The sequence below is a fragment of the Clostridium sp. cel8 genome (assembly GCF_014050525.1).
Classification (GTDB): Bacteria; Bacillota; Clostridia; order Clostridiales; family Clostridiaceae; genus Clostridium_B.
The window spans coordinates 96,318-122,370 of the sequence record NZ_JACGAG010000006.1 but is presented as its reverse complement, the minus strand read 5'-3'; the positions used below and the strand labels follow the sequence as shown (position 1 = coordinate 122,370).

Sequence of the window (26,053 nt, the reverse complement as noted above, 5' to 3'; positions counted from 1 at the left end):
ACAATTTATAGGGGGCTTATAAAATAATCATTACAATAAGTGATTATTTTTAAATTGCAATTTTGAAAGGAGGGAAAATTATGAAAAAACAAATTAAAAAAAAGTGTTTTCCAATTATAATGACCATTATTTTTTTGTTCCAAATTCTAGCGTCATTCACATCTTTAAATGTTGCTAAAGCAGATGAAGTATTGCCTAAAGATATTACAGATACATTTCATTTTATCACTGGAGTTAGTATAAAAGATGCAGATGGAAATGAATTAGGAAACAATATAGACAAAAGTTCTGAAATTCACGTTAATTACACTTGGAGCATACCAAACACAGAAGAAGTTAATGAAGGTGACTATTATACAATGCAACTTCCAAAGGAAATCAAAATTGTAGCAGATATTAATGAGCCAATTAATGATAGTAGTGGAGAAAAGGTAGCGGACATGCATGTAGATACAAGTGGACTTGTGACACTTACATTTACAGACTATCCAAGCACTCATTCCAATGTAAGTGGATACTTTTATATAGACTCCTTTTTTGATGAAAGTGAAATAGGGAATAACAATCCAAATCCAATTACATTTACTATTCCTGGAGTAGCAGATCCTATTGTGATTAATGTAAATTTCAATCAGCCGGATCCATCTATTGAAAAAGAAGGTACCTACAATCCATCTACAGATGAGATTACATGGCAGTTAACTGTAAACAAGGAAGGGGTAAATGTCAATCAAGCTACAGTTGAAGATACTATAAATGCTCCTCAGGTATTTGTAGAAGGCTCTGTTACGATTAATGGATCTCAAGCTGATGAATCAAATTACACTTATGATTCAAGTAGTGGAAAACTTGAATATAATTTAGGAGATATTACTGAATCTCAGACTTTGACTTTTAGAACTAGTGTAAAAGACGATTTATCAGGAAAAGGTCAGGGAGATTACAGTTATAGTAATGAAGCTCTGTTAAATTATATTGACAATGGCGACTCAAAGACTATAAATTCAGAGAAAGTAACTGTTCCGGTATCTGTTCAATTAATAAGTAAGACTGGAAAGTATGATGCAGCTAACAAAAAGATAGACTGGACAATTACTGTAAATGAAAGTGGAAGAACAATTGATAATGCAAAAGTTATAGATGTAATTCCAGCAGGACTTAAATTAATAGATGGAAGTGTGGAAGTTGGAAGCACATCTGACAGTGTACAGCCTGTATCAGATAGTAGCTATACCTATGATTACACAGATAATGAAACAGACAGTACATTTATCTATGATTTAGGAAATATAACAGAAGAAAAGGTTATTGAGTTTTCAACTTCAATAGATATAGATGTGTACAATTCCAATAATAAAGTTAATTATAAAAATACTGCTACATTAACAGGGGATGGTGTATCTGAAGGAACATCTGCAACTAAAGGAGTAGGAGTTAGACCAAGTATTATTAAAAAAGTTGGATCAAGTTATAATGCGTCTAATGGAATAATTACTTGGGAAATTACTGTAAACAGTAGTGAAACAAATATTTCATCTGGGGCAGTAGTTACTGACAATATTCCTAAAGGACAAGAATATGTGGCCGGTTCTACAAAGTTAGATGGAACGTCCATAGCAGATAGTGGGTGTTATACTCAAGCATCAGATGAAGACCCTGATAAAACAGGTACCATTGAATATACTTTTTCATCTGCATTTTCAGATACACATACTATAATATTTCAGACACAGATAACCGATCCTTCAGTTTATAGGGCAAATTACAGTGGAACGTATAAAAACACTGTTAATTTTAAAGCCAATGGTGTAGATGAGAGTTCTACTGGATCCCAAACCGTTACTAGTGAAGTAATTAAAAAGACAGGTGAGGGATATGATTATTCAACAAGAGAAATTACCTGGCAGATTGTAGTTAATAAAAATAAGATGCCAATAACTAATGCAGTAGTTATGGATAGCATTTTAGATGGCCAGGAATATGTAGAAGGATCTACAGAGATTAATGGAAGTAAAGTTGAAGATAGTTTGGTAAATAATCCTAAAACAACAGGATTATTTATATATGGTTTTGGCAGCGAAACTATTAATGATACTCAGACAATTACTTTTAAAACAAAAATCACAGATTTAGATATTTTCAATGAAAATAGTGATCAGGAGTTAAAAAATACTGCATCTATTACAGCAGATGAAATACATACAGATGGGAATTCAACTAGCACAGGAACAGAAACAGTTAAAAGTTCAGTAATAAGTAAAATAGCAGATTATACTGTAGGCAATTCCTATATTGATTGGACAGTTGAAACAAATTCAAACTGGAGCATTCCACTAGCTGGGGCAACTATAACTGATACACTGCAAGATGGACTTTCATTAGATACGGATACTGTAGAATTGTATAAAGCTAGTGTAAACTCAGATGGTAGTCTTACTAAAGGGGATAAAGTTCAGCTTACTTCTGAAAATGTAAAATATGATCCTGATACTAGAGTGTTTGAATTTACTTTCCCTGAAGACTTAGAAGCTGGAGCTTTTATGTTGAAGTTTACAACAAATGTTACTAACAAAGGTAACTATTCAAATTCAGTTCAGTTTAAAGGAAGTGGAGTGGAAGTAGATTCCTCTGCTACTCAAAATGGTGTATGGTTTTCACAAGGTGGCGGAGGTGCAACTGGAGAAACTGGCAGTATTACAGTTACAAAGGTTGCTGATGATGGTGTTACACCTCTAAGTGGTGCAGTATTTGAACTTTTGGATCAGTATGGGAATGTTAAGGAAACATCTGATCCTACGGGTGATGATGGTTCTGTAACATTTGACAATCTTAAATATAACTTAGACTATAGTATTAGAGAAAAAACAGCTCCTACTGGATACAATTTAAGTAGTGAAGTGTATACATTCCAAATTTCAAGTAGTGGTGACAAAGATATTACCTACACTTATAAAGATACTGTTAAAAGGGCAGATATACAATTTACAAAAATAGGAGAAGATTCTGATGTAGATGGACTTGAAGGAGTAGAATTTACACTTTACCAAAGTGATGGCACAACTCCAGTTAAAGATGATAGTGGAAACAATATAACTGCAGTTAGCGATGAAGATGGAGTTGTTGAGTTTAAAGATGTTGCATATGGAAAATATGTAATAAAGGAAACAAATAGGCCTGAAAACTACAATTCATATGATAATGCTATAAGTGTTGATTTAACAGCAATAACAGATGGTGAAGTTGTTGATTTAGGTAGTATTACTGATAATAAGATTAGAAATGACATACAGTTTAAAAAGGTAGATGAAAGTGGAAATCCTCTAAAAGGTGCAGTATTTACACTATATAAGATTAATGAAGATGGAACACTTACAGCAGTTAAAGATTCAGAAGGGAATGATTTAACTGCAACTAGCGGCTCAGATGATGTAGAAGGAGCTACTGATACCACCGGTAATGTTATATTTGAAGATGTAGAATATGGTAGCTATGAAATAAAAGAGACAGTGCCGCCTTCTGGATATAACACTTCAACTACACCACTTTATGCCAATGTAAGTGTAGATAAAACTGTAGATAGTACTCCTGTGTATGCAAGACCTGAAGGTAACACTGAAACAGGTTTGTATAGCTTAAGTGACACAAAGGTTACTGGAGGTGGTGGAGGAAGCATAGGCATTAGAGGAACAGTTAGTGTAAAGAAAGTTGACGAAAATGGCGATCCTCTAAGTGGTGCAGTATTTACACTATATAAGTTAAATGGCACAGAAGTTATGACTGCTACTACAGATGAAAGTGGAGTGGCCAAATTCTATAAAGTATTGCCAGGTAAGTACTCTGTAAAAGAAACAGTTGCTCCATCAAAATATACTCTTTCTACTAAAGTAATTTCGGTAGAGATAAATATGAGCAAAGTTTATGATATTGGAACTGTACAAGATACTAAAGATACAACTGAAACTGGAAATACAGATGAAACTGGAAATACAGGAAACACTGATGAGTCAGGTCAGACAGAACAGACAAGCCAGACAGAAGAAAATTCACCTACAAGTGAAGAAAGTAATTCTGAAAAAGGTTCTTCTGAAACAAATGCAGAGGAAAGCGGATCTAGTACATTAAACAGTGAATATAAGAAAACATTACCTAAAACAGGAAGTATTATAGATGGTACAGTATTGACTGTAATAGGGGTATTGTTTATTCTATTAGGATCTGTATTAATGGTTATAAAAAAGAAGAAAATATAACGGTAAATAAATTAAAATTTATATTGACACTATAAAGATAATATGATATTTTTAATGTGTAAATTAAATTGATCTTATGGTCGTATGACTGGCGGAAGTGGATGTAACCACAGGGAATACGACTTTTAATAGCCGACCGCCTGGGCAAATAAAATGTCCAGGCGGTTTTTTTATTACTTCATCTTTATTATATATATGAAGCAGGTGAAGTTGTATCATAGTAATTTTTAGAATAATTAAAATAATTAAAATATTTGTAAAGGAGAAAATTTTATGCGAAGTGAATGGAAAAATTTTAATTCTGGAAAATGGACAGAGGATATTGATGTAAGAAATTTTATTCAAAAAAACTATACCCCTTATACTGGGGATGAAGGATTTTTAAGTTCACCAACTGAAAAGACAAAAGAAGTTTGGAAAAAATCAGAAAAACTTATAATGGAAGAGAATAAAAAAAATGGAGTTCTTGATGTAGATACAAAAACTGTATCCGGTATAGACAATTTTAAACCAGGATATATAGATAGGGAAAATGAAGTAGTATACGGTCTGCAGACAGACAAGCCTCTAAAAAGAATGGTAAATCCATTTGGAGGAATAAGGATGGCAAAGCAAGCTTTAGATGCTTATGGATATAAAGTTGATGATGAAATGAATGAAATATTCACAAAATATAGAAAGACACATAATGAGGCTGTATTTGATGCATATACAGAAGAGATGAGAAGAGCAAGACACGTTGGACTTTTGACAGGACTTCCTGATGCCTATGGACGAGGTAGAATTATAGGAGACTTTAGAAGAATTGCTCTTTATGGAGTAGATTATTTAATAGACAAGAAAAAGCAGGATTTAAAAATGCTTGTAGGTGATATGTGTGAATCACTTATAAGAAAAAGAGAAGAAGTTGCAGAGCAGATAAAGGCATTAAATAAAATAAAAAGCATGGCATCACGTTATGGAATAGATATTTCAAAGCCAGCAAGTAATGCTAGGGAGGCTGTACAATTTACTTACTTTGGATATCTTGCAGGAATAAAGGAAAATAATGGAGCTGCAATGTCCCTTGGAAGAGTTTCAACATTCTTAGATATTTATATTGAAAGAGATATAAAAAATGGGATAATAGATGAAAAAGAGGCTCAAGAACTTATTGATCAATTTGTAATTAAATTAAGACTAGAAAGACACCTTAGAACGCCTGAATACAATGAAATATTTGCAGGAGATCCAAATTGGGTTACAGAATCAATTGGTGGCATGGGTATAGATGGAAGAACTCTTGTTACTAAAAATTCTTTTAGATTTTTAAATACACTTACAAATCTTGGACCTGCTCCAGAACCAAATATGACAGTACTTTGGTCTGAAAAGCTTCCAGAAGCATTTAAGAAATACTGTGCTAGGATGTCAATAGAAACAGATGCTATTCAATATGAAAATGATGATATAATGAGGCCTATATATGGAGATGATTATGCTATAGCATGTTGCGTATCTGCAATGGCAGTAGGAAAACAGATGCAGTTTTTTGGTGCAAGATGTAATCTTGCAAAATCCCTTCTCTATTCTATAAATGAAGGTGTTGATGAAAAGAAGTTTATAAAGGTTGTGCCTGGGATAGAAAAGATGGATGATGAGATACTTGACTATGATAAAGTTAAGAAAAGTTATTTTAAAGTACTTGAATATGTGGCAAAGTTATATGTAAATACACTTAATTTGATTCATTATATGCATGACAAATATGCCTATGAAGCAGCACTTATGGCTCTTCACGATACTGAAGTTCATAGGTTCTTAGCCTGTGGAATAGCAGGACTTTCAGTTGCTGCAGATTCTTTAAGTGCAATAAAATATGCAAAGGTAAAGCCTATTAGGAATGAAGATGGAGTTGCAGTTGATTTTGAGGTAGAAGGAGATTTTCCAAAGTACGGTAATGACGATGATAGAGTAGATGATATTGCAGTGGAAATTGTAACTAAATTTATAAGCGAACTTAGAAAGACAAAAGCATATAGAAGTGCAGAACACACTTTGTCAGCACTTACTATAACTTCAAACGTAATGTATGGAAAAAAGACTGGAACTACACCAGATGGCAGAAAGGCAGGAGAACCTTTTGCACCTGGAGCCAACCCAATGCATGGAAGAGATAAAGAAGGAGCACTTGCATCTTTAAATTCCGTAGCTAAAATACCATATAGACAAGTTTGTCAAGATGGAATTTCAAATACATTTTCTATTGTTCCAGATGCACTTGGAAAAGATAATATGACTAGAGTTTCTAATCTTGTTTCTATTTTAGATGGGTATTTTTCAAAAGGTGCTCACCACTTGAATGTAAATGTACTGGACAGGTCAACTCTTTTAGATGCAGTAGACAATCCTGAAAAGTATCCTACACTTACAATAAGGGTTTCAGGTTATGCAGTTCATTTTGTGAAACTTACAAGGGATAAGCAAATGGAAGTAATACACAGAACGTTCCATGAAAGGGTTTAATATATGGGAAGAATTCATTCTATAGAAACTATGGGACTTGTAGATGGTCCTGGAATAAGAGTAGTTGTATTTTTTCAAGGTTGTAGACTTAGATGTGCATTTTGTCACAATCCAGATACATGGCAATTTGGACTAGGAGATGAAGTAACTCCTGAAAGTCTATTGAAAAAAATTGAAAGATATAGGGTGTATTTTGAAAAGTCCGGGGGTGGTGTAACATGCTCTGGAGGAGAACCTCTTATGCAGCCTAAATTTTTAGTTGAATTTTTAAAATTGTGTAAGGAAAATAATATAAATACCGTTTTAGATACTTCAGGATTTGGGAAAGGTAATTACGATGAAATTTTAAAATATACTGATCTTGTAATGCTTGATATAAAACATATAGATGCTAAAGGTTATAAAGATTTTACAAGTGGCGATATAAATGAATTCTATGATTTTGTAAAGGCGGTAAATAGATCACACTCTAAAATATGGATAAGACATGTAATGGTACCTGGAATAACTGATAACTATTCATCTATGGATAAAATTGTAGAGATGATAACAAACCTAGTTGATTTAAATAAGTTAGATAAGTTTGAGGTGCTTCCATATCATACAATGGGAGTGGATAAGTACAAAAAGTTTAACATTGAATACAAATTACAAGGAATAAAGGCCATGAATAAAGATAAAGCTATGAAGTTTCAGAATTATGTTATTAAAGAACTTAATGAAATTGGAAAAGATATAAATGTAAGGTAACATAATCAGTTAATTGGAGTACTATGTTATTAAGGTAGATTTTTTTAATCTACTAGCCTAACCTTTGTTTTTAAATTACATAAAAACAAAGGAGGTGATACTTTGAGTAAAAAGTATATTGATTATAGATTAATTCCAATTAATTTAGATGATTGTAAATATTTAGGAAAAGGTCATAGTGGAGAAGTTTATTTAATGCCAAATGGCAAAGTTATAAAAATATTTAGGAATTCAACAAGCTGTAAAGCTGAGTTTGATATATTAAAATCAGTAGAAGGAAGCCCTCATTTTCCAAGAGTTTATGAAATTTCAGGTAACTATATGATAAGAGAATATGTAGGGGGAACCAATGTATACGACTATTTATTAAAAAATGGGATACAAAGATCTTTTGTTATAAATGTGGCTAATTTAGTTGATGATATGAAATTATTTGGATTTACAAAATTAGAGATTAGATTTCCACATTTGTTTGTTCAAGATAATGGGACATTGATGATTATAGATCCAAGAAAAAGTTATGAATATGATATACCTTATCCAAAATCTTTTTTAAGAAAATTAAAGAAGATGGGATTATTAGATAAATTTATGGAAATATTAAATCAAGAAAGACCAGATTTAGAATGGGAATATAGTTAGTATTAAAGCCTGTGTGAAAAATTACTAAGTTTTTGACACAGGCTTTTTATATTACTATCTTGCTGGAATTTTAAATTCTTCTGTTACTGAAGACATATAGTCAAGCAAATCATTTCTTAAATTATCACGCTTTAGAGCGTAGTGAATATTGGCTTTTAAAAATCCAAATTTGTCTCCAGCGTCAAATCGTTCACCTTCAAAACAGTATGCATACATTGCTTCTATTCTTGATAATTCTTTTAATGCATCTGTAAGCTGGATTTCTCCACCTTTACCAGGTTTAGTTCTATTTAAAATTTCAAATATTTTTGGGGTTATTATATATCTTCCTAGTATTGCTATGTTTGATGGAGCATCTGAAATTGAAGGCTTTTCTACCATATCTTTAATTTTGTACAGTCCAGATTCAATTTCCATTCCATCTACTATTCCATATTTTGATATAGCTTCTTTTTCCACAGGCTGTACACCTAAAATTGAAGTTTTGTACTGGTCATAGCAATTAATTAGTTGTTTTAAACAAGGTGTAGTAGAGTCTACTATATCATCTCCAAGCATTACTGCAAAAGGTTCATCTCCAACAAAATTCTTTGCAATGCTTATAGCGTGACCTAGCCCCTTTGGTTCTTTTTGTCTTATATAATATATATCAACCATACTGGATATATCTTGAACAATTTTTAGAAGTTCATCTTTGTTATTACTTTCAAGTTCACTTTCAAGTTCAACTGATTTATCAAAATGATCTTCTATTGTTTTTTTGTTTCTTCCGGTAACTATTAATATTTCTTCAATTCCTGAGGCAACTGCCTCTTCTACTATATATTGTATAGTTGGTTTATCAACTATTGGAAGCATCTCTTTTGCTTGTGCTTTTGTTGCAGGTAAAAATCTAGTACCTAGACCTGCTGCAGGAATTATAGCTTTTTTTATACTCATAAATATCAAATCCTTTCAAAAAATTTATATTAATCAATGTGAAACAGTTTAAATTTCATTAATAGATACATCTGTCTTCTTAATTTTGTCTACAAATATTTTTATTAAATAAATAAATAGAATTATATTTAATAGTGAAGTTACATAATTCATTGTTCCAATACTCCTAAATAGTATGGAATATATATTGATATAAATTGTAAGTGTGTAACCAAGACACAATATCATAAATCTCTTATCTTTTATATATATAGAGGACAGTATGCAGAAAGCAAGTGCTGGGAATAGATATCTTTCATGCATTCCTGTTGAAAAAGTGAAAACACCAGCAATTTGAATTAGTGCTGCACAGAATGCAAAATTTTTATTTTTACTTTTTGCATACATAAACCAGGAAAAAAGTGTAATAGCTACAATTGCAATTAATCCCCAACTGCTATAATTTAATAGCAAAAATGAAGTTGAACTCTCCTTGTAGTTTCCGCCAAGTAGGTAAAAAAAGTTAAAGCCATTTACTGAAGCATATGGATATTCTGATATAGTATTTGAATATAGTTTGAAGATCCACAGTGCATCTTGATTAAAGGAAAATGGTAGTATAATTACAAGAAAAGTTACAAGTGATGATATAATGCTTTTAATAAAGAGTTTTACACTCTTATTTTTTACAAGTTCAAAAAACAAAACTGGTAAAAATATTATTCCCTGTGGTTTCATAAGTACAGCACAGGTGAATAAAATGCTGGATAAAATTATTTTGTTTTCTGATATAAAAAATACTGCAAGCATTACAATAAGTGTAAAGAAGGAATCAACTTGACCCCATAGGGTTGAATCTATAAATACAGCAGGATTAAAAATATAAAACAAACTTAAAATCATGCTTGATTCAAATGAAAAATGTTTCTTTGCTATTCTATATATCAGATACCCTGTAATTACATCTGCTATTATTGAAGGAAGCTTTAGCAAAATTGTATAGTATGAACTCATTGAACTTATACTTCCTAGTTTGCCAATTATAGATAGTATGTAGATGTAAAGTGGAGGATAGTCACTTGACCTTGCATTTGAATAAAAGTTTGAAAAACTATTTGCAGCAGTTGAAGCCCAATTTTTAAATAAACTTAGATCACCGCTATGACCTTCCATTACCGTAGATAGTGAAATTCTTAAAAAAAGTCCTAAAAACAATATGGAAAATATAACTAGTTTTTTGTTGGAATCTGCTATTTTAACATTTTTGTATTTTGTAAAGTATAAAATAAGTATGCATAATCCAATAAATAGTATAAGGTATATACTCAAAAGAGGAGCATATCTACTACTTCTGTTCTTATTTCCAAAATTTTTTCTGGCATTTATATTTTTTGAGTTTATATTTTTTTGAGGTTTTTTTTGCATATTTCTATTAGTATGTTGTGTATTACGATTAAAATCAAAATTAATTATTTCGTTTTGATGTGTTGGATTTACACCTGTAGTGGATTTATAATTGGAAAGTGTGTAAATACATAAAATTATTGATAATACCATGATTAAAATCAAGCTTATTTTAAGCAGATTTTTTTTGGTAGAAATAATACCCATATTAATTAAAGCTCCTCTCTAAAACTTAATTTATAAAATTTCTATAAATATATTTTGAAGGTAAAAGCTTAAAAATAGCTTAAAAAATAACAGTTATTTTATTAATATTGTTTTAACTGATAATAAATAACTTTAAATATTTGTTACATTTTATATTCTATTTGTTTATAATTAGTATATTAAACAAGAGTACATAAATTTGTAAAAAGTATTAGTGGGAATAGAATTGGACAATCTTATTTTTAGTTTTAACGCGATAATTCCAGTATTTTTGGTAATGGGAGTTGGATATTTTATAAAGGAAATAGGGCTTATAGATGATAGATTTATAGCTACAGCTGTAAAAATGAATTTCAAAATTGGCCTGTCAACGCTTATTTTTTACAATATATATAAATCTAAGCTCAGTAAAGTATTCAATATTAAATTGGTTGTATTTGTGTTTTTATGCATTTTAATTTGGGCAATTGTACTTTCATTTGTGGTTCCTATATTTATAAAAGATAAAAAAAGGGCATCTGCTATGGTACATACTATTTTTAGAAGTAATTTTGTACTTCTTGGAATACCATTTGGTATAAATATGCTTGGAAAGAATAACATCGGAGCCATATCACTTCTCATACCAATTGCAATTCCGTTATATAATTTTTTAGCAGTTGTAATACTATCTGCCTTTGATGAAAAAGGTGGCCAAGATATAAAAGTTAAGATAAAGTACACAATTATAGGTATTATTAAAAATCCTCTTATCATAGCATCTGCTATTGGAATAATGATGCAACTATTTTTAATTAAACTTCCCTTGTTTTTAGATAGAGCTGTATCTGAGGTAGCAGCATTAGGTACACCACTTGCAATTATAACTCTTGGAGCACAGCTAGAATTTAAAAGCTTAGTTAATAATTTAAAATATTCTTTAATAGCTACTTTTGGAAGACTTGTTATGGTACCTGGTGTAGTTGTCAGCCTTGCAATATTAATGGGATTTAGAGGAAGTGAGCTAGGAGCAATATTTGTACTATTCTCTGCACCATCTGCAGTTTCATCTTATGTAATGGCAAGGGAAATGAATTCAGATTATAAACTTACAGGTGATGTAGTTATACTTACAACATTTTTCTCTATGTTTACTATATTTATAGGAGTGTATCTACTCAAAACATTTTCTCTTATTTAGTCAGTTATATAAATTAACCCGGAGAAAAATAATTTTCCGGGTTAATTTATATAAGTTACTTGCAGATAAAGCTTTTGATTTCTTTTAAATCCATTCCGAAATATACCCAACGTCTTCTATACCATCTATATCCTGATACAGATTTTTTGCCAACATAAGTTAGCCATGACCAAAATCCTTTTCCCCTTTTAGGCCAGATGTATACAAATCTAAAAAGACAGGGCCTAATTGATTTTTGATTTACAGATTTTATTCCAGATGATTTTGCCAGCTGAGATTGCATCTCAGCTTCTGAAATTTGATCTGGTGGAGGGCCTGGGGGAGTTAATTGTCTTTGCCTTGGCATAAATACAGGAGGTATAACTGGAATCATTGGAATATAGGACATGTAAAATTCTCCTGAACTATAGGGATTAATGTAGTTTAAGTTATTTTCATTAGAATTATTTCCAAAATAATTGTTCATACAGAAAACTCCTATTATTGCTTATATTAAATAGTATGTGATTTATATATATATAGTTACAGTAAGTATTTTATATAGTAGAGAATAGCTGGTAAATAAAAATTGATTGAAAACTTAGAGAAAAATGAGTTAAAATTTATTTGTTATGTTAGAATAAGTACAAGACAAAATTTAATAATTAGGGGGTTTTTTATGGAATGCGTAAATTTTGAGCCGAATTTTAAAATAACAGATATAAGACTAGCATTAAGTTCTATTTCTGTTTATAGAAATCTACTTAAAGATGAGGTGATAAATAGTTTATATTTACTTCTTGATTACATTGGGGAAGAAAGAATTGAGTTGAATAGAGTATCCTTGCTTTACAATGATTTTTTCTTTAGACTGTCAAAAAGTGGAGCAGATTCACTGGAAGAATACATTGTAGATAAGATTGTATTTGACGAAAATTCCTTTTCAAGGAGAGAAAAATTTAAAAATCAATATGGGGCTGGAAAATTTATTGAAAAGGCTGCATCAAATGATTTGAGAAATTTGCAGTTTGTAGCAAGGTTTAATAACAGGATAATAAAAGATCAGTTTATAGAATTATTTGGGGATAAATATAAACAGATTATAGAGTCATTTCCTGATTGGTATTCTGATGAAAGAAAAAGTTGTAATGAAAGTGTAGAATATGTAAGATCTATTAAAGAGATGTTTTATAAAAGTGAAGATTGGAGAGAATGCTTAAAGCCTCTTGAAAGGTTCCATGAAAAATATGGTTATAGCATATTTGCAAGGTACAGAGCATTTGTATGGGAACATAAAGATGGTCATGGAATCCTTAAAGGTATAAGTAATCCAGATCCAATTCAGCTTTCAGATCTTATAGGATATGAAGATAAAAGATCTATTGTAATAGAAAATACTCTACAATTTTTAAATGGGTTTGCTGCAAATAATGTACTTCTTCATGGAGATAGGGGTACAGGTAAATCATCTACAGTAAAAGCTATATTGAATAAGTACTATACAGAAGGACTTAGGATGATAGAGCTTCCAAAGGCATATATTACAGATTTTCCTGATATAATAAGAATTTTAAGAAACAAGCCTCAGAAATTTATTATATTTATAGATGACTTAGTATTTGGAGATGATGAGGAGAGTTATACTGCACTTAAATCAGTGCTTGAAGGAGGCCTTGAACGTAAGTCTCAGAATATATTAATATATGCAACTTCAAATAGGAGACATCTTGTAAAAGAGTATTTTAGTGATAGATCGGAATCTCAATATCTAAATAATAGTGAAGAGATACATGCTGGAGATAGCAGACAAGAGAAACTTTCCCTTGCAGATAGATTTGGAATAAATATAGTATTTTCATCTCCAGATAAGAAAGGATACCTTGCAATTGTAGATGGAATAGCTGATAAGAGGAATCTAAATATAGATAGAGAAGTTCTTCATAGAGAAGCAATGAAGTGGGAAAAATGGTATAATGGACTTTCTCCAAGAACTGCAGTTCAATTTGTTGATTGGATGGAAGGACATCAATCAATTTGTAGTTTAGAAACAGAATGAATTTAAAAGTAAAATATTAGATAATAATATAATCGTATTAAAATGTATAGGGGGAATAAGTTTATGATATCTGAAAAGATGAAAAAATATGTATCTCAGAGTTCTATAATAAGGGCTATGTTTGAAGAGGGAAAAAAGTTAGCAGATATTTATGGAGAGGAAAATGTATTTGATTTTAGTCTTGGAAATCCCAATGTAGAGCCTCCAGAGGATATTAAAAAGGCAGTAATTGAAATTTTAAATGAGGAGTCTCCAAATTTGATTCATGGATACATGAGTAATTCTGGATATGAAGATGTAAGACAGAAAATAGCTGATAGTATCAATAAAAAGTATAATTTAAAGCTAACTGAAAAGAATTTAGTAATGACATGTGGAGCTGCAGGAGGATTAAATATTATTTTTAAAACTATTTTGAATCCTTCAGAGGAAGTTATTACTTTTTCACCATTTTTCGGTGAATACGAGAATTATGTAAGTAACTTTGGAGGAAAACTTGTTATCGTTCCTTCAAATACAGATAATTTTGAACCGGACTTAAATGCATTGGAAGATAAAATAAATAAAAATACAAGAGCGATAATAATAAATTCACCTAATAATCCTACAGGAGTAGTTTATTCAGAAAAGATTATCAAGGATCTTTCTGAACTTTTAAATAGAAAACAGGAACAATTTAATACTACTATTTATCTTATTTCTGATGAACCATATAGAGAAATTGTATATGATGGAATAAAAGTACCTTACATATTGAATTATTACAGAAATTCAATTGTAGGTTATTCATATAGTAAATCTTTGTCACTTCCTGGTGAAAGAATAGGATATGTAGCTTGTAGCAGTGATATGGATGATTTTGATGATGTAGTAAATGGACTCAATGTGGCAAATAGAATTTTAGGATTTGTAAACGCACCATCCCTTTTCCAAAGAGTAATTGGAAGATGTATTGATTCAAAAGTAGATGTTAATATATACAAGGAAAATAGAGATATTTTATACAACCACTTAATTAAACTAGGATTTTCATGTGTAAAGCCTCAAGGAGCGTTTTATTTGTTTCCAAAATCACTTATACCAGATGATAAGGAATTTGCAAAAGAAGCTAAGAAATTTAATCTTCTCATAGTTCCTGGATCATCTTTTAAATGTCCTGGATATTTCAGACTTGCTTACTGTGTTTCTCGTGAAAAGATAGAAAAGTCCCTAGATAGTTTTGATAAGCTAGCTAAAAAATATTTATAAATTTTTATAAGAAAAAGAAGCTGCGTAAAGTAGAATTCAATTTCTATTTTACACAGCCTATTTTTATGTGATTGTGAACTTTAATATGTAAATACCATTTTTCCAGATCTTAAACTAATTGGTCTTGACCACAACCATGTATTTGTAGTGCTGTCGTCAAAATAATAAATTGCACCATTAGTAGGATCTGATCCATAAAGAGCATCATGAGCGGCCTGTTTTGCAGTTTCAGAAGCAGGCTTGTCTATAAAGCCATTGGATACAGGAGTGAATTGATAGTACTTATCTGATTTTTGATATATTACACTTTTAATTGTAGATGGAAAGCTTGTACTTTTAACTCTATTCAACACTACAGCTGCAACTCCTACTTTAGCAGTATATGATTCAGTTTCAGCTTCTGCAGTTATCAACCTTGCAAGAAGGTCTAAATCGCTTTCGGTATATGATACTACTGGCTTTAAAGAAGATGTACTTTTAAAAACCCATCCTGAAGGTATATTTAGAACTTGTCCAGGATATATGTAATTACTTACATTTTCATTTGCAGCAATTAATGCATTAAGTGAAATACCAAATTTTTTTGATATAAGGTAAAGTGTATCAGAATTTTGCACTGTATAGGTTTTTGAATTAACTTTTAAGACTTGCTTTGGATATATTTCGTAACCCTTTAGATTGTTGTCTTTCATAATTGTATCTACACTTGTTTTAAACAAAATCCCTATTTTGAATAGAGAATCTCCAGATTTAACTGTGTAGTTAGCTGCATGTACCTGAGTAAATGATATTATTGAAAAAGATGCAGCAAAAAGAATTGTTCTAATTTTTTTAAAATTCATAAATTAAGTGTACCCCCCTATAGTGTGCCTACGAGGTTAGCTGACGGGTTTGGGATAGGAGACCCTACTTTTTATATTAAAAGATTAACCCCAAATAATTGTATCCCCCGTATTCCATTTTGGAATTTAGGCTTGTTTATGTTTCATATTTTAACAGGGTTTTTATATTCTATCCATATTAAATCAATGGAGGGATTGGTGGAAAAAGGAAGAAGGGAAAAATCTAAATAAAATGCACAATTAAAAATGCACAATTCACAATGAAGGATGACAGTGACAATTAAGAATTAAGAATTCACAATGCACAGTGGAGGATGACAGTGACAATTAAGAATTAACAGTTCACAAATCACAATGAAGGATGATTTTTCTTTGGAAAAAATCTAAAATATAGGTTTTCTGAAGCAAAGCTGAAGAAAAACAACAACCATTGTGCATTGAGAACTGTGAATTGAGAATTGAAATTCACAATGCACATTGCACAATGCAGAATTAAGGATGATTTTCTAATAGAAAATCCCAAATATAAGTTTTCTGAAGTGAAGCTTAAGAAAACAAACATCCATTGTGAACTGTGAATTGAGAACTGTGAACTGAATTACAATTAAGAATTAACAGTTCACAAATCACAATGAAGGATGACAGTGACAATTAAGAATTAAGAATTCACAATTCACAATGAAGGATGACAGTGACAATTAAGAATTAAGAATTCACAATGCACAATGAAGGATGATTTTTCTATGGGAAAAATCTAAAATTTAAGTTTTCTGAAGCAAAGCTGAAGAAAACAAACATTCATTGTGCACTGTGAATTGTGAATTGTGAACTGAATTAAATTGTGCACTGAATTAATTGTGAATTGACTCAATTCCCTCATTCATGCTTCCTGTTTTGTATCCAAGCAAGTCCAAAGTTACATAGGTAAATCCTATCTCTTTAAGCTTTTTGCCAACTTTATCCATAGTATCAATATTGAAAAATTTTGTTCTCTCTTCTGGGGCTACTTCAATTCTTGCAATTTTTCCATGATGTCTTACTCTAACTTGTCTAAATCCTAGATCAAGGAGAAATTGTTCTGCATCTTCTACCATTTTTAGCTTTTTTATATTTATTTCATTTCCATATGGAAATCTTGAAGATAAACAAGCAAAGGAAGGCTTGTTCCAAGTTGGAAGATTCATTTCATTTGAAAGTTTACGAATTTCAGCTTTAGTAAGACCAGCATCTTTTAGGGGGCTTACTATTCCAAGTTCTTCTGCGGCTTTCATTCCAGGTCTATAGTCACCAATATCATCAAGATTAGCACCATCTAAAACGTAGTTCATGTTGTTTTCTTTTGCAACTTTTTTAAGTTTTGAAAACAATTCTTTTTTGCAGTAATAGCATCTGTTTACAGGATTTTTAGAGTATCCTTCTATATTAAGTTCTTCAGATTGTATAATTATATGTTTTACACCTAAGGATTTTGCGTAATCTATAGCTTCATTTAATTCTCTTTTAGGATATGTGGAAGAAGAAGCAGTAACTGCAATTACTTTATCGCCTAAAACGTCATGAGCAACTTTTAATAAAAATGTGCTGTCTACTCCTCCTGAAAAAGCAACAATACAGCTTTGAAGTCTTTTTAGGTTTTCTTTTAGTGTTTCTAACTTTTTATGCATAATTTAACCTCCAGTTTTCATTTCTTAGTAATATAAATGTCTTATTCAATTATAGCATAGTTAAAGAGCTGTAGTTACTTTACAGTAAAAGTAGCTTATAATAATCTATTTTTTAGATTTTACATATTCTTTAAATTTTATATAAACACCAGGATTATCTTTCATAAATGATACATAGTTTTTAAAACATTGAACAGTTTCCTTGCTTATTGTATGCTCCATTTTCTCTGTTTCTGTAAGAATTGAATTTTTATTTACACCTAGGAGATTTAAAAATTTAGATATAGTGTTGTGTCTGTCTATTAAATTCTTTGCTATTTTAAGTCCTGTTTTTTGAAGAGTTATGACACCGTATTTTTCATATTTTAATATTTTTAGTTTAGATAATTTTTGGATCATTTTAGTAACAGAGGGAGGCTGTACATTTAAGGAATCAGATAGTTCATGAACCCTTGTAAACCCTGTATTTTCAGATAATCTATATATCATCTCTACATAGTCTTCCATTGATGCGGTAAGAAGATTTTCATCTTTTTTCATGTATTCATTGAATGTAAAAAACTGATTGTCGTCCATAATTTCACCTACCTTGCAGATATTCTGCTCAATAAAGTATATGATTTTAAGTATAATTTAATTACAGTGCAAAGTTAAGTAGGATAACTTTCTTATTTACAATTTTATTTAGTAAAGGTAAAATTATTTTATAACAATTAAGAATTCACAATGCACGATGACAATTAAGAATTAACAATTCACAAATCACAATGACAATTAAGAATTTACAGTTCACAAATCACAATGAAGGATGATTTTTCTATGGGAAAAATCTAAAATATAGGTTTTCTGAAGCAAAACTGAAGAAAACAAACATTCATTGTGAATCGTGAATTGAGAACTGTGAATTGAGAATTGTGAACTGAATTAAATTGTGAACTGAATTAAATTGTGCATTGTGCATTGTGAATTGTGAATTAAAAAAAAGCGGGGTGTTTTAAGTGATAGATAAAAATTCAATTATAGGTTTTGTTGGAACTGGGGTTATGGGAAATAGTATGGCAGCTAATTTGATGAAAGGCGGATTTAAACTTTTAGTATATAACAGGACAAAATCAAAAGCTGAGAATCTTATTGAAAATGGAGCAGTGTGGAAAGACAATATAGAAGATTTATCAAAGAGCGCTGATGTAATTATTTCAATTGTAGGATATCCAAAAGATGTAGAAGAAATATATCTTGGAGAACATGGTATAGTAAATAGCGCAAGACCTGGAAGCATAATAATTGATATGACAACTTCAAAGCCATCTCTTGCAAAGAAAATATATGAAAAGGCAAAAGAGAGAGGAATTTATGTACTTGATGCACCAGTATCAGGAGGAGATGTAGGGGCAAGAGATGGAGTACTTTCTATAATGGTAGGAGGAGAAAAAGAGATATTTGAGAAAGTTAGACAGATTTTCGATCTTATGGGAAATAACGTTGTATTACAAGGAGGTCCAGGGGCTGGACAGCATACAAAAATGTGTAATCAAATAGCAATAGCTGCGAATATGATGGGAGTATGTGAAGCTATGGTATATGCTAAAAAGGCAGGACTAGATCCACAAACTGTGCTTAAAAGTATATCCTCTGGAGGAGCCGCAAGTTGGTCACTTAGTAATTTAGCTCCTAGAATGATAAAAGGTGATTTTGAACCTGGATTTTATGTAAAGCATTTTGTGAAGGATATGAATATTGCTTTAAGTGAAGCTAAGGCTATGAATTTAGATACACCGGCTTTAAAACTTTCAAAGTCACTATATGATGAACTCTTAAAGGAAGATAAAGGTGACTGTGGTACACAGGTACTGTATAAACTTATTGACAAGTAAATTACAGTTGGAGATGATAGTTTTGTTTAAATATTATTTTAAAATGTTTCTATTATCTATAGGATTTTTAATTTTATTTTGTATATTTTCTGGACATGCTGCTTATGCAGAGGGAAATTATAAGTTGTGGAATGATGGAAATGTGATAACTGTAAATAAAGATAAAGTGTGGACTGTTACTTTTAATAGGGATGTAGATATGACAACTGCAAAAAACTATATTAAAGTATATAGGGCAGATGATAATGAAAATGTAGATATTGATATTTCATCTAAAGAAAATAACATTCTTAGTATAGCTCCTAAAAGTCCTTATGAAAGCGGAGAAAGTTACATTCTAGAAATTGGCAGTGATATGGAAGATATAGATGGGAATAAATTAAATCAGTCTATAAGATATAATTTTAAGATAGACAGTAATGATAGTAGCAATGATAGCAGCAATGATAGCAGTGATGATAGCAGTGATGACAATAATAGTAATATTAGAAAAAAAATAAATATTGAAAATTATAATGAGTACTATAATGCAGTAAAAAATGCAATGGCAAATTATGAGTCCCAATTGACACTAAATATATCTAATTATGATAAAAGTATTTATAATCTAGATGTAATAGACGATATAGTAGAGGATTCACCTGAACTTATGGCTTGGTATAATAGTGCTAAAGCTACAATTCAATCAAGAAGTGATGGAACAAGTATATTTACTATAAATTTTAATTACAGTGATACAAGAGAAAATATAATAGAAAAAGATGAAGAAATAAACAATAAGATAGAGGAAATAGTAGACAAGGTAACAAGTCCAGAAATGGAGGACTATGAAAAGGAACTTGCACTCCATGATTATGTTGTAAATAATACAAAATATGATGAAAGAGCTGATACGGATATAGATAGCATGCCAATGGAGTCCTATAATGCCTATGGTGTTTTAATAAATGGGGTTGGAGTGTGTCAAGGATATGCTGATGCTATGTACAGGCTTTTAAAAGCAGCAGGTATAGAAAATGAAATAGCAGTTGGAAGTGCAAATAATGGTACAGGATGGGTTGCCCATGCATGGAATATAGTTAAAATACAGGGAAAATACTATCAATTGGATTCTACATGGGATGATCCTGTGGCAAGTAATGGAGAGAACATACTTTCACATAGTTATTTTAATGTTACAGATTCTAAACTTTCAGCAGATCATCAATGGGATAGATCTCAGTATCCAGAATGTAATAGTACAGATTACAATTATAATAGGATAAAAATTATAGAGATGAGAAATAATATATTAAAAAATTCCTTTAAAATAGCTTCTTAATAGAACAATCTATATATTTATAAAAATGCAAACACATATAATGTAATCATGTGTTTGCATTTTTGGTATATCATAGTACTAATTTTTTCCCATTTCTTTTGATTTTTCTATAGTATCATTTATAGCATTCATTACAGCTGATCTAAAGCCGGAATTTTCAAGAGAAAATACTCCTTGAATTGTAGTACCAGAAGGTGAGCATACATTATCTTTCAATTCACCAGGATGTAGACCACTTTCAAGTACCATTTTTGCAGATCCAAGTACTGCTTGAGCTGCAAATTTATATGCGCTTTTCCTTGTCATACCTTGAAGCACTGCTGCATCTGCCATAGCCTCTATGAACATATACACAAATGCAGGGGAAGAACCACTTATACCAGTAACTGTATCCATAAGATTTTCATCTATTATTTCAGATTTCCCGCAGCTATTAAATATTTCAATAACTTTTTTCTTATCTTCATCAGTAATATTTTCTGAAAAGCATATAGCACTCATACCTTCTCCAACTTGAGCAGGAGTATTTGGCATTACTCTAGCTACTTTTACATCTTTTCCAAAAAGAGATTTTATGTTGTCTATTGATATTCCTGCTGCAATTGTAATTATTATTGTGTGAGAACTTATGCAGTTTTTGATTTCTTCTATTACATCTTTGTATTTGTTGGGCTTTACAGAAAGAATAATTAAATCTGAAGTTTTAGCTACTTCTAAATTGTTATTTGTAGTTTCAATGTTATATTTTGCCTTTGTATTTTCAAGCTTTCCATTAGAAGGATTGCTTGCAATTACTTCATCTGGTTTAAGTGTACTTGAATTTATTACTCCTCCTATAATTGCCTGAGCCATATTGCCGCATCCTATTAAACCTAGCTTTTTGTTCATCTATTACACTCCTTGAAAAATTATTAATTTGTATGATATAATTTTTTTAACTGTATGTATTATCATTAATTATACATCAAAATTTAAATTAGGTGGCATATATTATAATGGGTAATAGAGAAAAATATTTAAGTCATGTAAAGAGAATTGTAGTTAAAGTTGGAAGTTCTACTTTGACATATAAAAGTGGTCTTTTAAATTTGTATATGATAGAACAGCTTGTAAGGCAAATTGCTGATATACACAGTATGGGAATGGAAATAGTGCTTGTTACCTCTGGAGCAATAGGTGCAGGTATTGGAAAACTCGGCATGAAAAAAAGACCAGAGAGTATACCAGAAAGTCAGGCAGCAGCTGCTGTTGGACAGGGACTTTTAATGAATACATATGAAAAGTTTTTTTCTGAATATGGAAAAACAGTCGGGCAGATACTTATTACAAAAGAAGATATTTCACACAAATATCGGTTTTTAAATGTAAAGAATACATTTTCTGCACTACTTGAAAGAGGAGTTATACCAATAGTTAATGAAAATGATGCTGTTATTGTAGATGAAATTAAATTTGGTGATAATGATACACTGTCAGCTATGGTTGCAACTCTTATAGATGCAGATCTTCTTATATTACTTTCAGATATAGATGGACTTTATGATAAAAATCCAAAATATGATTTAAATGCATCTTTAATAGAAAATGTATTTGAAATAACAGATGAAATAGAAGAGTGTGCAGGTGGAGCAGGAAGTAAGTTTGGTACCGGAGGAATGGTTACTAAGATAAAAGCTGCAAAGATAGCTAAAAAAGGTGGAGTTCCAATGGTAATTGCAAAAGGAGAGAGAAAAAATATAATTAGGGACATAATAGGTTTTAAAGATGTAGGTACATTGTTTGTAGTTTAAAATAAATGTGCTGTAAATATATAAAAGGGTGGTTTGATTATGGATATAAAAGAGTATGTTATAAAAAAAGCAAAAGATGCAAAACTAGCCAGTAAAAAGTTGTCCTACGAGAAGACTACAGTAAAAAATCAGGCACTTATAAATATGGGCAGGGCTCTTCTTGAAAATAAATCTTACATAATAGATGAGAACAAAAAGGATATAGAAAATGCAAGAGATAAGGGAATATCTAATGCTTTAATTGATAGACTCATGCTAAATGATAAGAGAATAGAAGAAATGGCACAGGGACTTAAAAATACAGCAATGTTGCCAGATCCTGTAGGAGAAGTAACAGGTATGTGGAAAAGACCAAATGGTATTAGCATAGGTAAAATGAGAGTTCCACTTGGAGTTATAGGTATAATTTACGAGGCAAGGCCAAATGTTACAGTAGATTCTGTAGCTCTTTGCATAAAATCTGGTAATGCAGTTATATTAAAAGGTGGAAGTGAAGCTATAAATTCAAATAGCGCTATCTACAATGTTATATCAAAGGCATGTTATGATGCAGGAATTGAAAAAGGAGCCATACAATTTATAGATGTAACTGACAGAGAAGCTGTAAATGTAATGATGAAATTAAATGACTATATTGACGTTTTAATACCAAGGGGAGGAGCAGGACTTATAAAAAATGTAGTTAGAAACTCAACTGTTCCAGTTATAGAAACAGGTCTTGGCAATTGTCATGTATATGTTGATAAATATGCAGATTTTAATATGGCAGAAAATATAATTGTAAATGCAAAGACTCAAAGGCCAGGAGTATGTAATGCAATGGAAACTCTTTTGGTTCATAAAGATATAGCGCAGGATTTTCTACCTCATATGTGTGATGTCTTAAAAAAGTTAAATGTTGAGATAAGAGGATGCGAATCTACGCAAAAGATTGTAGATGGCATAAAGCCTGCAGTAGAAGATGATTGGTCAACTGAATATAATGATCTTATTTTAGCGGTAAAGATAGTTTCATCTATAGATGAAGCTATAGAACATATATATAAGTACAGTACTAGACATTCTGAAGTAATTATAACAAATAATTATACAAATTCACAGAGATTTTTAAAAGAAATAGATGCAGCTGCTGTATATGTAAATGCATCTTCTAGATTTACAGATGGTGGTCAGTTTGGTTTTGGTGGTGAAATAGGAATAAGTACTCAAAAGTTGCATGCAAGAGGACCTATGGGACTCAATGAATTGACTACATATAAGTATATAATTTGTGGAAATGGCCAAATAAGGGAATAAATTTTGAAAAGCAATTAAATTTATGTGAAATAGAGTTCTTTTTGGAACTCTTTTTTACATGAAATTTTACTTAAGATAAATATTTATAGAAGGTGAGGACATAGAATGAAAAGTATAAAAACCAAAATAACTACAACAATACTATCAATATCAATTTTAAGTCTTATAGCAGTTTTATGCATAAGTTATTTTATAGTACATAATACGATAATTGATCAGTCAAAAAAAGCTATGCTACTTTCTGCAGAGAAGTATTCAGAAAAGATAAATAGAATACTTGATGAGCAAGGAAAAATAGTAAATGAAATATCAGATACTGTAGAAAATATGAATACACTTGATAAGAATAAGATACTTCCATATCTCAAAAAAAAGTTGAAAAGCAATTCTAATGTTATGGAAGTTTATATGGGATTTAAAGATGGCTCTGTGGTAATGGCTTCTGGTAAGATTCCACCTGCAGGATATAATTTTACTGAAGCACAATGGTATAAAAGTGCAGTTGAGAAAAAGACTGTAATTTACACAGAACCATATGTAGATAAAAATACAGGAAAAATGGTAATTACTATAGCAAAAACTGTGAATATTAATAATAAATTTGCAGGAGTACTTGGATGTGACATTGATTTAGACACAATTACTAAAATGGTTGAACAGGCAAAGCCTGTAGAAAATAGTTATGGATTTTTAATAGATAGTAATGGAAATTTTGTAGTGCATAAAAATACGAAATTCAAGCCTACAAAGGATGGACTTAAAAAAGTTGCTTCAGTTATGAATGGACAATTTTCAGATATACTTAAAGAAAATTTTGTTAAATTAAAGGATTATGATGGAGAAGAAAGATATTTTGTAACATCTAAAATAGCAGCTACAAATTGGACATTGGGATTTGCTACTCCAATATCACAAGTTGAAGAAGCTATGCAAAAATTGGTTTCTAGTTTAATTTTACTAATTGCAATTGTAATTTTAGTAATTGCAGCGGTATCTATATATTTGGGAAATAGTATAGGAAGACCAATACTTGCACTATCTAAAATGGCAGATAGAATATCTAATTTTGATCTTAAATATGAAGAAAAAAATTATGATCAATTTGCCTCATATAAAGATGAAATAGGAAGACTTTCAAATTCATTTAAAATTATGCATAGGGAACTCATAGAAATTATAACTAAAATACTTGAGAATTCTAAACATATGGATAAATCTAATTTGGAACTTTCAGGAATGTCAAATGACCTTGCTTCAATGTCAAAAAATATTAATGCTGCAATAAAAAACATAGCCTCAGGAATACAAGAAAGCAGTGCTGCATCTGAAGAAATAACTGCATCAATGGAAGAGGTAAATGCAAGTATTAATGAGCTATCACAAAAATCAATGGATGGGAGTAATAGTGCAGAGGCATCAAGAAATAGAGCAGTTGAAATGGAAACTAAGAGTAAAAATCATATAAAGAGGATAAATGATGTATATTCTGAGAAAGAGAAAAATATTATTAATTCTATTGAACGGGCAAATGTAGTGGAAAATATAGGTGATATTGCAGATACTATTGCAGATATATCAGAACAGACGAATCTATTAGCATTAAATGCGGCTATAGAAGCTGAAAGAGCTGGAGAAAATGGGAAGGGCTTTAGAGTTGTAGCTGAGGAAATTAGAAAACTTTCAGAGCAATCAAAGGAATCAGTTTTGGAAATTAAAAATAAAATTGATGAAGTCAAAACTACATTTAAAATGAATACTGAAAACAGCAGAGAAATATTGAAATTTGTAAATGAAGAAGTCATTAATCAATTAAAGTATTTTCAAGATATATCTTACCAGTATTTAGATGATTCAGATTTTCTAAGTAAAATGTCCGAGGAAATAGCAGCTATGTCAGAAGAACTAAATGCCACAGCAGATCAGGTAAGTCAAGCCGTAGAAAGTCTATCAAAGAGTATGCAAAAATCTTCTGATGATATGGAAACTATAAAAGAAAATATAGATAAAGCAGCTAATTCTGTAGTTGACATAAAATATTCTTCAGATAGTAATTTAAATTTAATAGGTGATTTAAAGAAATTGGTTGCAAAGTTCAAAATATAAATAAGGGTTTAGGAATATAATTCA

At 30.7% G+C, this 26,053-nt stretch carries 19 protein-coding genes and 2 riboswitches; of the genes, 12 read left to right on the top strand and 7 right to left on the bottom strand.

The features are described from left to right. Positions 1-80 precede the first annotated feature (80 nt). The 4 genes from H2684_RS07430 to H2684_RS07415 all read left to right on the top strand — a co-directional run bounded on the left by H2684_RS07430 (position 81) and on the right by H2684_RS07415 (position 8,147). On the top strand, positions 81-4,250 hold the full coding sequence (locus tag H2684_RS07430; protein ID WP_182088770.1) for a SpaA isopeptide-forming pilin-related protein: 4,170 nt from the start codon (positions 81-83) through the stop codon (positions 4,248-4,250). 74 nt (positions 4,251-4,324) lie between these two features. After that, positions 4,325-4,403: riboswitch (ZMP/ZTP riboswitch) on the top strand. A gap of 120 nt (positions 4,404-4,523) precedes the next feature. Then, a complete protein-coding gene (pflB, locus tag H2684_RS07425) occupies positions 4,524-6,755 on the top strand; it encodes a formate C-acetyltransferase (protein WP_182088769.1) in 2,232 nt (743 codons plus the stop codon). Positions 6,756-6,758: 3 nt separating this feature from the next. Further along, complete coding sequence (gene pflA / locus H2684_RS07420) at positions 6,759-7,505, top strand: pyruvate formate-lyase-activating protein (protein ID WP_182088768.1); 747 nt, start codon at positions 6,759-6,761, stop codon at positions 7,503-7,505. 102 nt (positions 7,506-7,607) lie between these two features. Next, entirely contained in the window at positions 7,608-8,147 is a 540-nt protein-coding gene (locus tag H2684_RS07415) for a protein kinase (protein WP_207719410.1), read from the top strand. A 54-nt stretch (positions 8,148-8,201) separates the two neighbouring features. Here the strand turns inward: H2684_RS07415 and galU are convergent, their stop codons facing one another. Next, positions 8,202-9,086 carry a UTP--glucose-1-phosphate uridylyltransferase GalU gene (gene galU / locus H2684_RS07410; protein WP_182088767.1) on the bottom strand — a complete coding sequence of 295 codons (885 nt, stop codon included), beginning with the start codon at positions 9,084-9,086 and terminating at the stop codon, positions 8,202-8,204. A gap of 48 nt (positions 9,087-9,134) precedes the next feature. Continuing rightward, on the bottom strand, positions 9,135-10,676 hold the full coding sequence (locus H2684_RS07405) for a glycosyltransferase family 39 protein (protein WP_182088766.1): 1,542 nt from the start codon (positions 10,674-10,676) through the stop codon (positions 9,135-9,137). 226 nt (positions 10,677-10,902) lie between these two features. Between H2684_RS07405 and H2684_RS07400 the strand changes: the two genes are divergently transcribed. After that, positions 10,903-11,856 carry an AEC family transporter gene (locus H2684_RS07400; RefSeq protein WP_182088765.1) on the top strand — a complete coding sequence of 318 codons (954 nt, stop codon included), beginning with the start codon at positions 10,903-10,905 and terminating at the stop codon, positions 11,854-11,856. Positions 11,857-11,911: 55 nt separating this feature from the next. On the opposite strand, the gene H2684_RS07395 is transcribed toward H2684_RS07400, so the two are convergent. After that, positions 11,912-12,322 carry a hypothetical protein gene (locus H2684_RS07395; protein ID WP_243159295.1) on the bottom strand — a complete coding sequence of 137 codons (411 nt, stop codon included), beginning with the start codon at positions 12,320-12,322 and terminating at the stop codon, positions 11,912-11,914. 192 nt (positions 12,323-12,514) lie between these two features. Between H2684_RS07395 and H2684_RS07390 the strand changes: the two genes are divergently transcribed. Both H2684_RS07390 and H2684_RS07385 read left to right on the top strand, forming a co-directional pair. Continuing rightward, positions 12,515-13,891: an ATP-binding protein gene (locus tag H2684_RS07390; RefSeq protein ID WP_182088764.1), complete on the top strand. Its 1,377-nt coding sequence runs from the start codon at positions 12,515-12,517 to the stop codon at positions 13,889-13,891. Positions 13,892-13,954: 63 nt separating this feature from the next. Further along, entirely contained in the window at positions 13,955-15,139 is a 1,185-nt protein-coding gene (locus H2684_RS07385) for a pyridoxal phosphate-dependent aminotransferase (RefSeq protein WP_182088763.1), read from the top strand. A gap of 80 nt (positions 15,140-15,219) precedes the next feature. Here H2684_RS07385 and H2684_RS07380 read toward each other — a convergent pair whose 3' ends face one another. From H2684_RS07380 to H2684_RS07370, 3 genes are all read right to left on the bottom strand, one after another. Continuing rightward, positions 15,220-15,981, bottom strand: a complete 762-nt coding sequence (locus H2684_RS07380; protein WP_182088762.1) for a LysM peptidoglycan-binding domain-containing protein — start codon at positions 15,979-15,981, stop codon at positions 15,220-15,222. A 10-nt stretch (positions 15,982-15,991) separates the two neighbouring features. Then, positions 15,992-16,124, bottom strand: a riboswitch (cyclic di-AMP (ydaO/yuaA leader). A gap of 708 nt (positions 16,125-16,832) precedes the next feature. Then, on the bottom strand, positions 16,833-17,645 hold the full coding sequence (gene larE, locus H2684_RS07375; protein ID WP_182088761.1) for an ATP-dependent sacrificial sulfur transferase LarE: 813 nt from the start codon (positions 17,643-17,645) through the stop codon (positions 16,833-16,835). A gap of 105 nt (positions 17,646-17,750) precedes the next feature. Further along, complete coding sequence (locus H2684_RS07370) at positions 17,751-18,221, bottom strand: iron dependent repressor, metal binding and dimerization domain protein (RefSeq protein ID WP_182088760.1); 471 nt, start codon at positions 18,219-18,221, stop codon at positions 17,751-17,753. Positions 18,222-18,643: 422 nt separating this feature from the next. On the opposite strand from H2684_RS07370, the gene H2684_RS07365 reads away from it, so the two are divergent. Together H2684_RS07365 and H2684_RS07360 are read left to right on the top strand one after the other, a co-directional pair. Next, positions 18,644-19,519, top strand: coding sequence for an NAD(P)-dependent oxidoreductase (locus tag H2684_RS07365; RefSeq protein WP_182088759.1), 876 nt, complete (start codon positions 18,644-18,646; stop codon positions 19,517-19,519). 43 nt (positions 19,520-19,562) lie between these two features. Further along, complete coding sequence (locus tag H2684_RS07360; RefSeq protein ID WP_182088758.1) at positions 19,563-20,840, top strand: transglutaminase domain-containing protein; 1,278 nt, start codon at positions 19,563-19,565, stop codon at positions 20,838-20,840. A 78-nt stretch (positions 20,841-20,918) separates the two neighbouring features. Here the strand turns inward: H2684_RS07360 and proC are convergent, their stop codons facing one another. Beyond that, a complete protein-coding gene (gene proC, locus H2684_RS07355; RefSeq protein ID WP_182088757.1) occupies positions 20,919-21,728 on the bottom strand; it encodes a pyrroline-5-carboxylate reductase in 810 nt (269 codons plus the stop codon). 107 nt (positions 21,729-21,835) lie between these two features. Here proC and proB point away from each other — a divergent pair, with 107 nt between their 5' ends. The 3 genes from proB (at position 21,836) to H2684_RS07340 (ending at position 26,029) form a co-directional block, all read left to right on the top strand. Then, positions 21,836-22,630, top strand: coding sequence for a glutamate 5-kinase (gene proB, locus H2684_RS07350; RefSeq protein WP_182088756.1), 795 nt, complete (start codon positions 21,836-21,838; stop codon positions 22,628-22,630). A gap of 39 nt (positions 22,631-22,669) precedes the next feature. Next, on the top strand, positions 22,670-23,926 hold the full coding sequence (locus H2684_RS07345) for a glutamate-5-semialdehyde dehydrogenase (protein WP_182088755.1): 1,257 nt from the start codon (positions 22,670-22,672) through the stop codon (positions 23,924-23,926). A 105-nt stretch (positions 23,927-24,031) separates the two neighbouring features. Then, positions 24,032-26,029: a methyl-accepting chemotaxis protein gene (locus H2684_RS07340; protein WP_182088754.1), complete on the top strand. Its 1,998-nt coding sequence runs from the start codon at positions 24,032-24,034 to the stop codon at positions 26,027-26,029. The last annotated feature ends 24 nt before the right edge of the window (positions 26,030-26,053 follow it).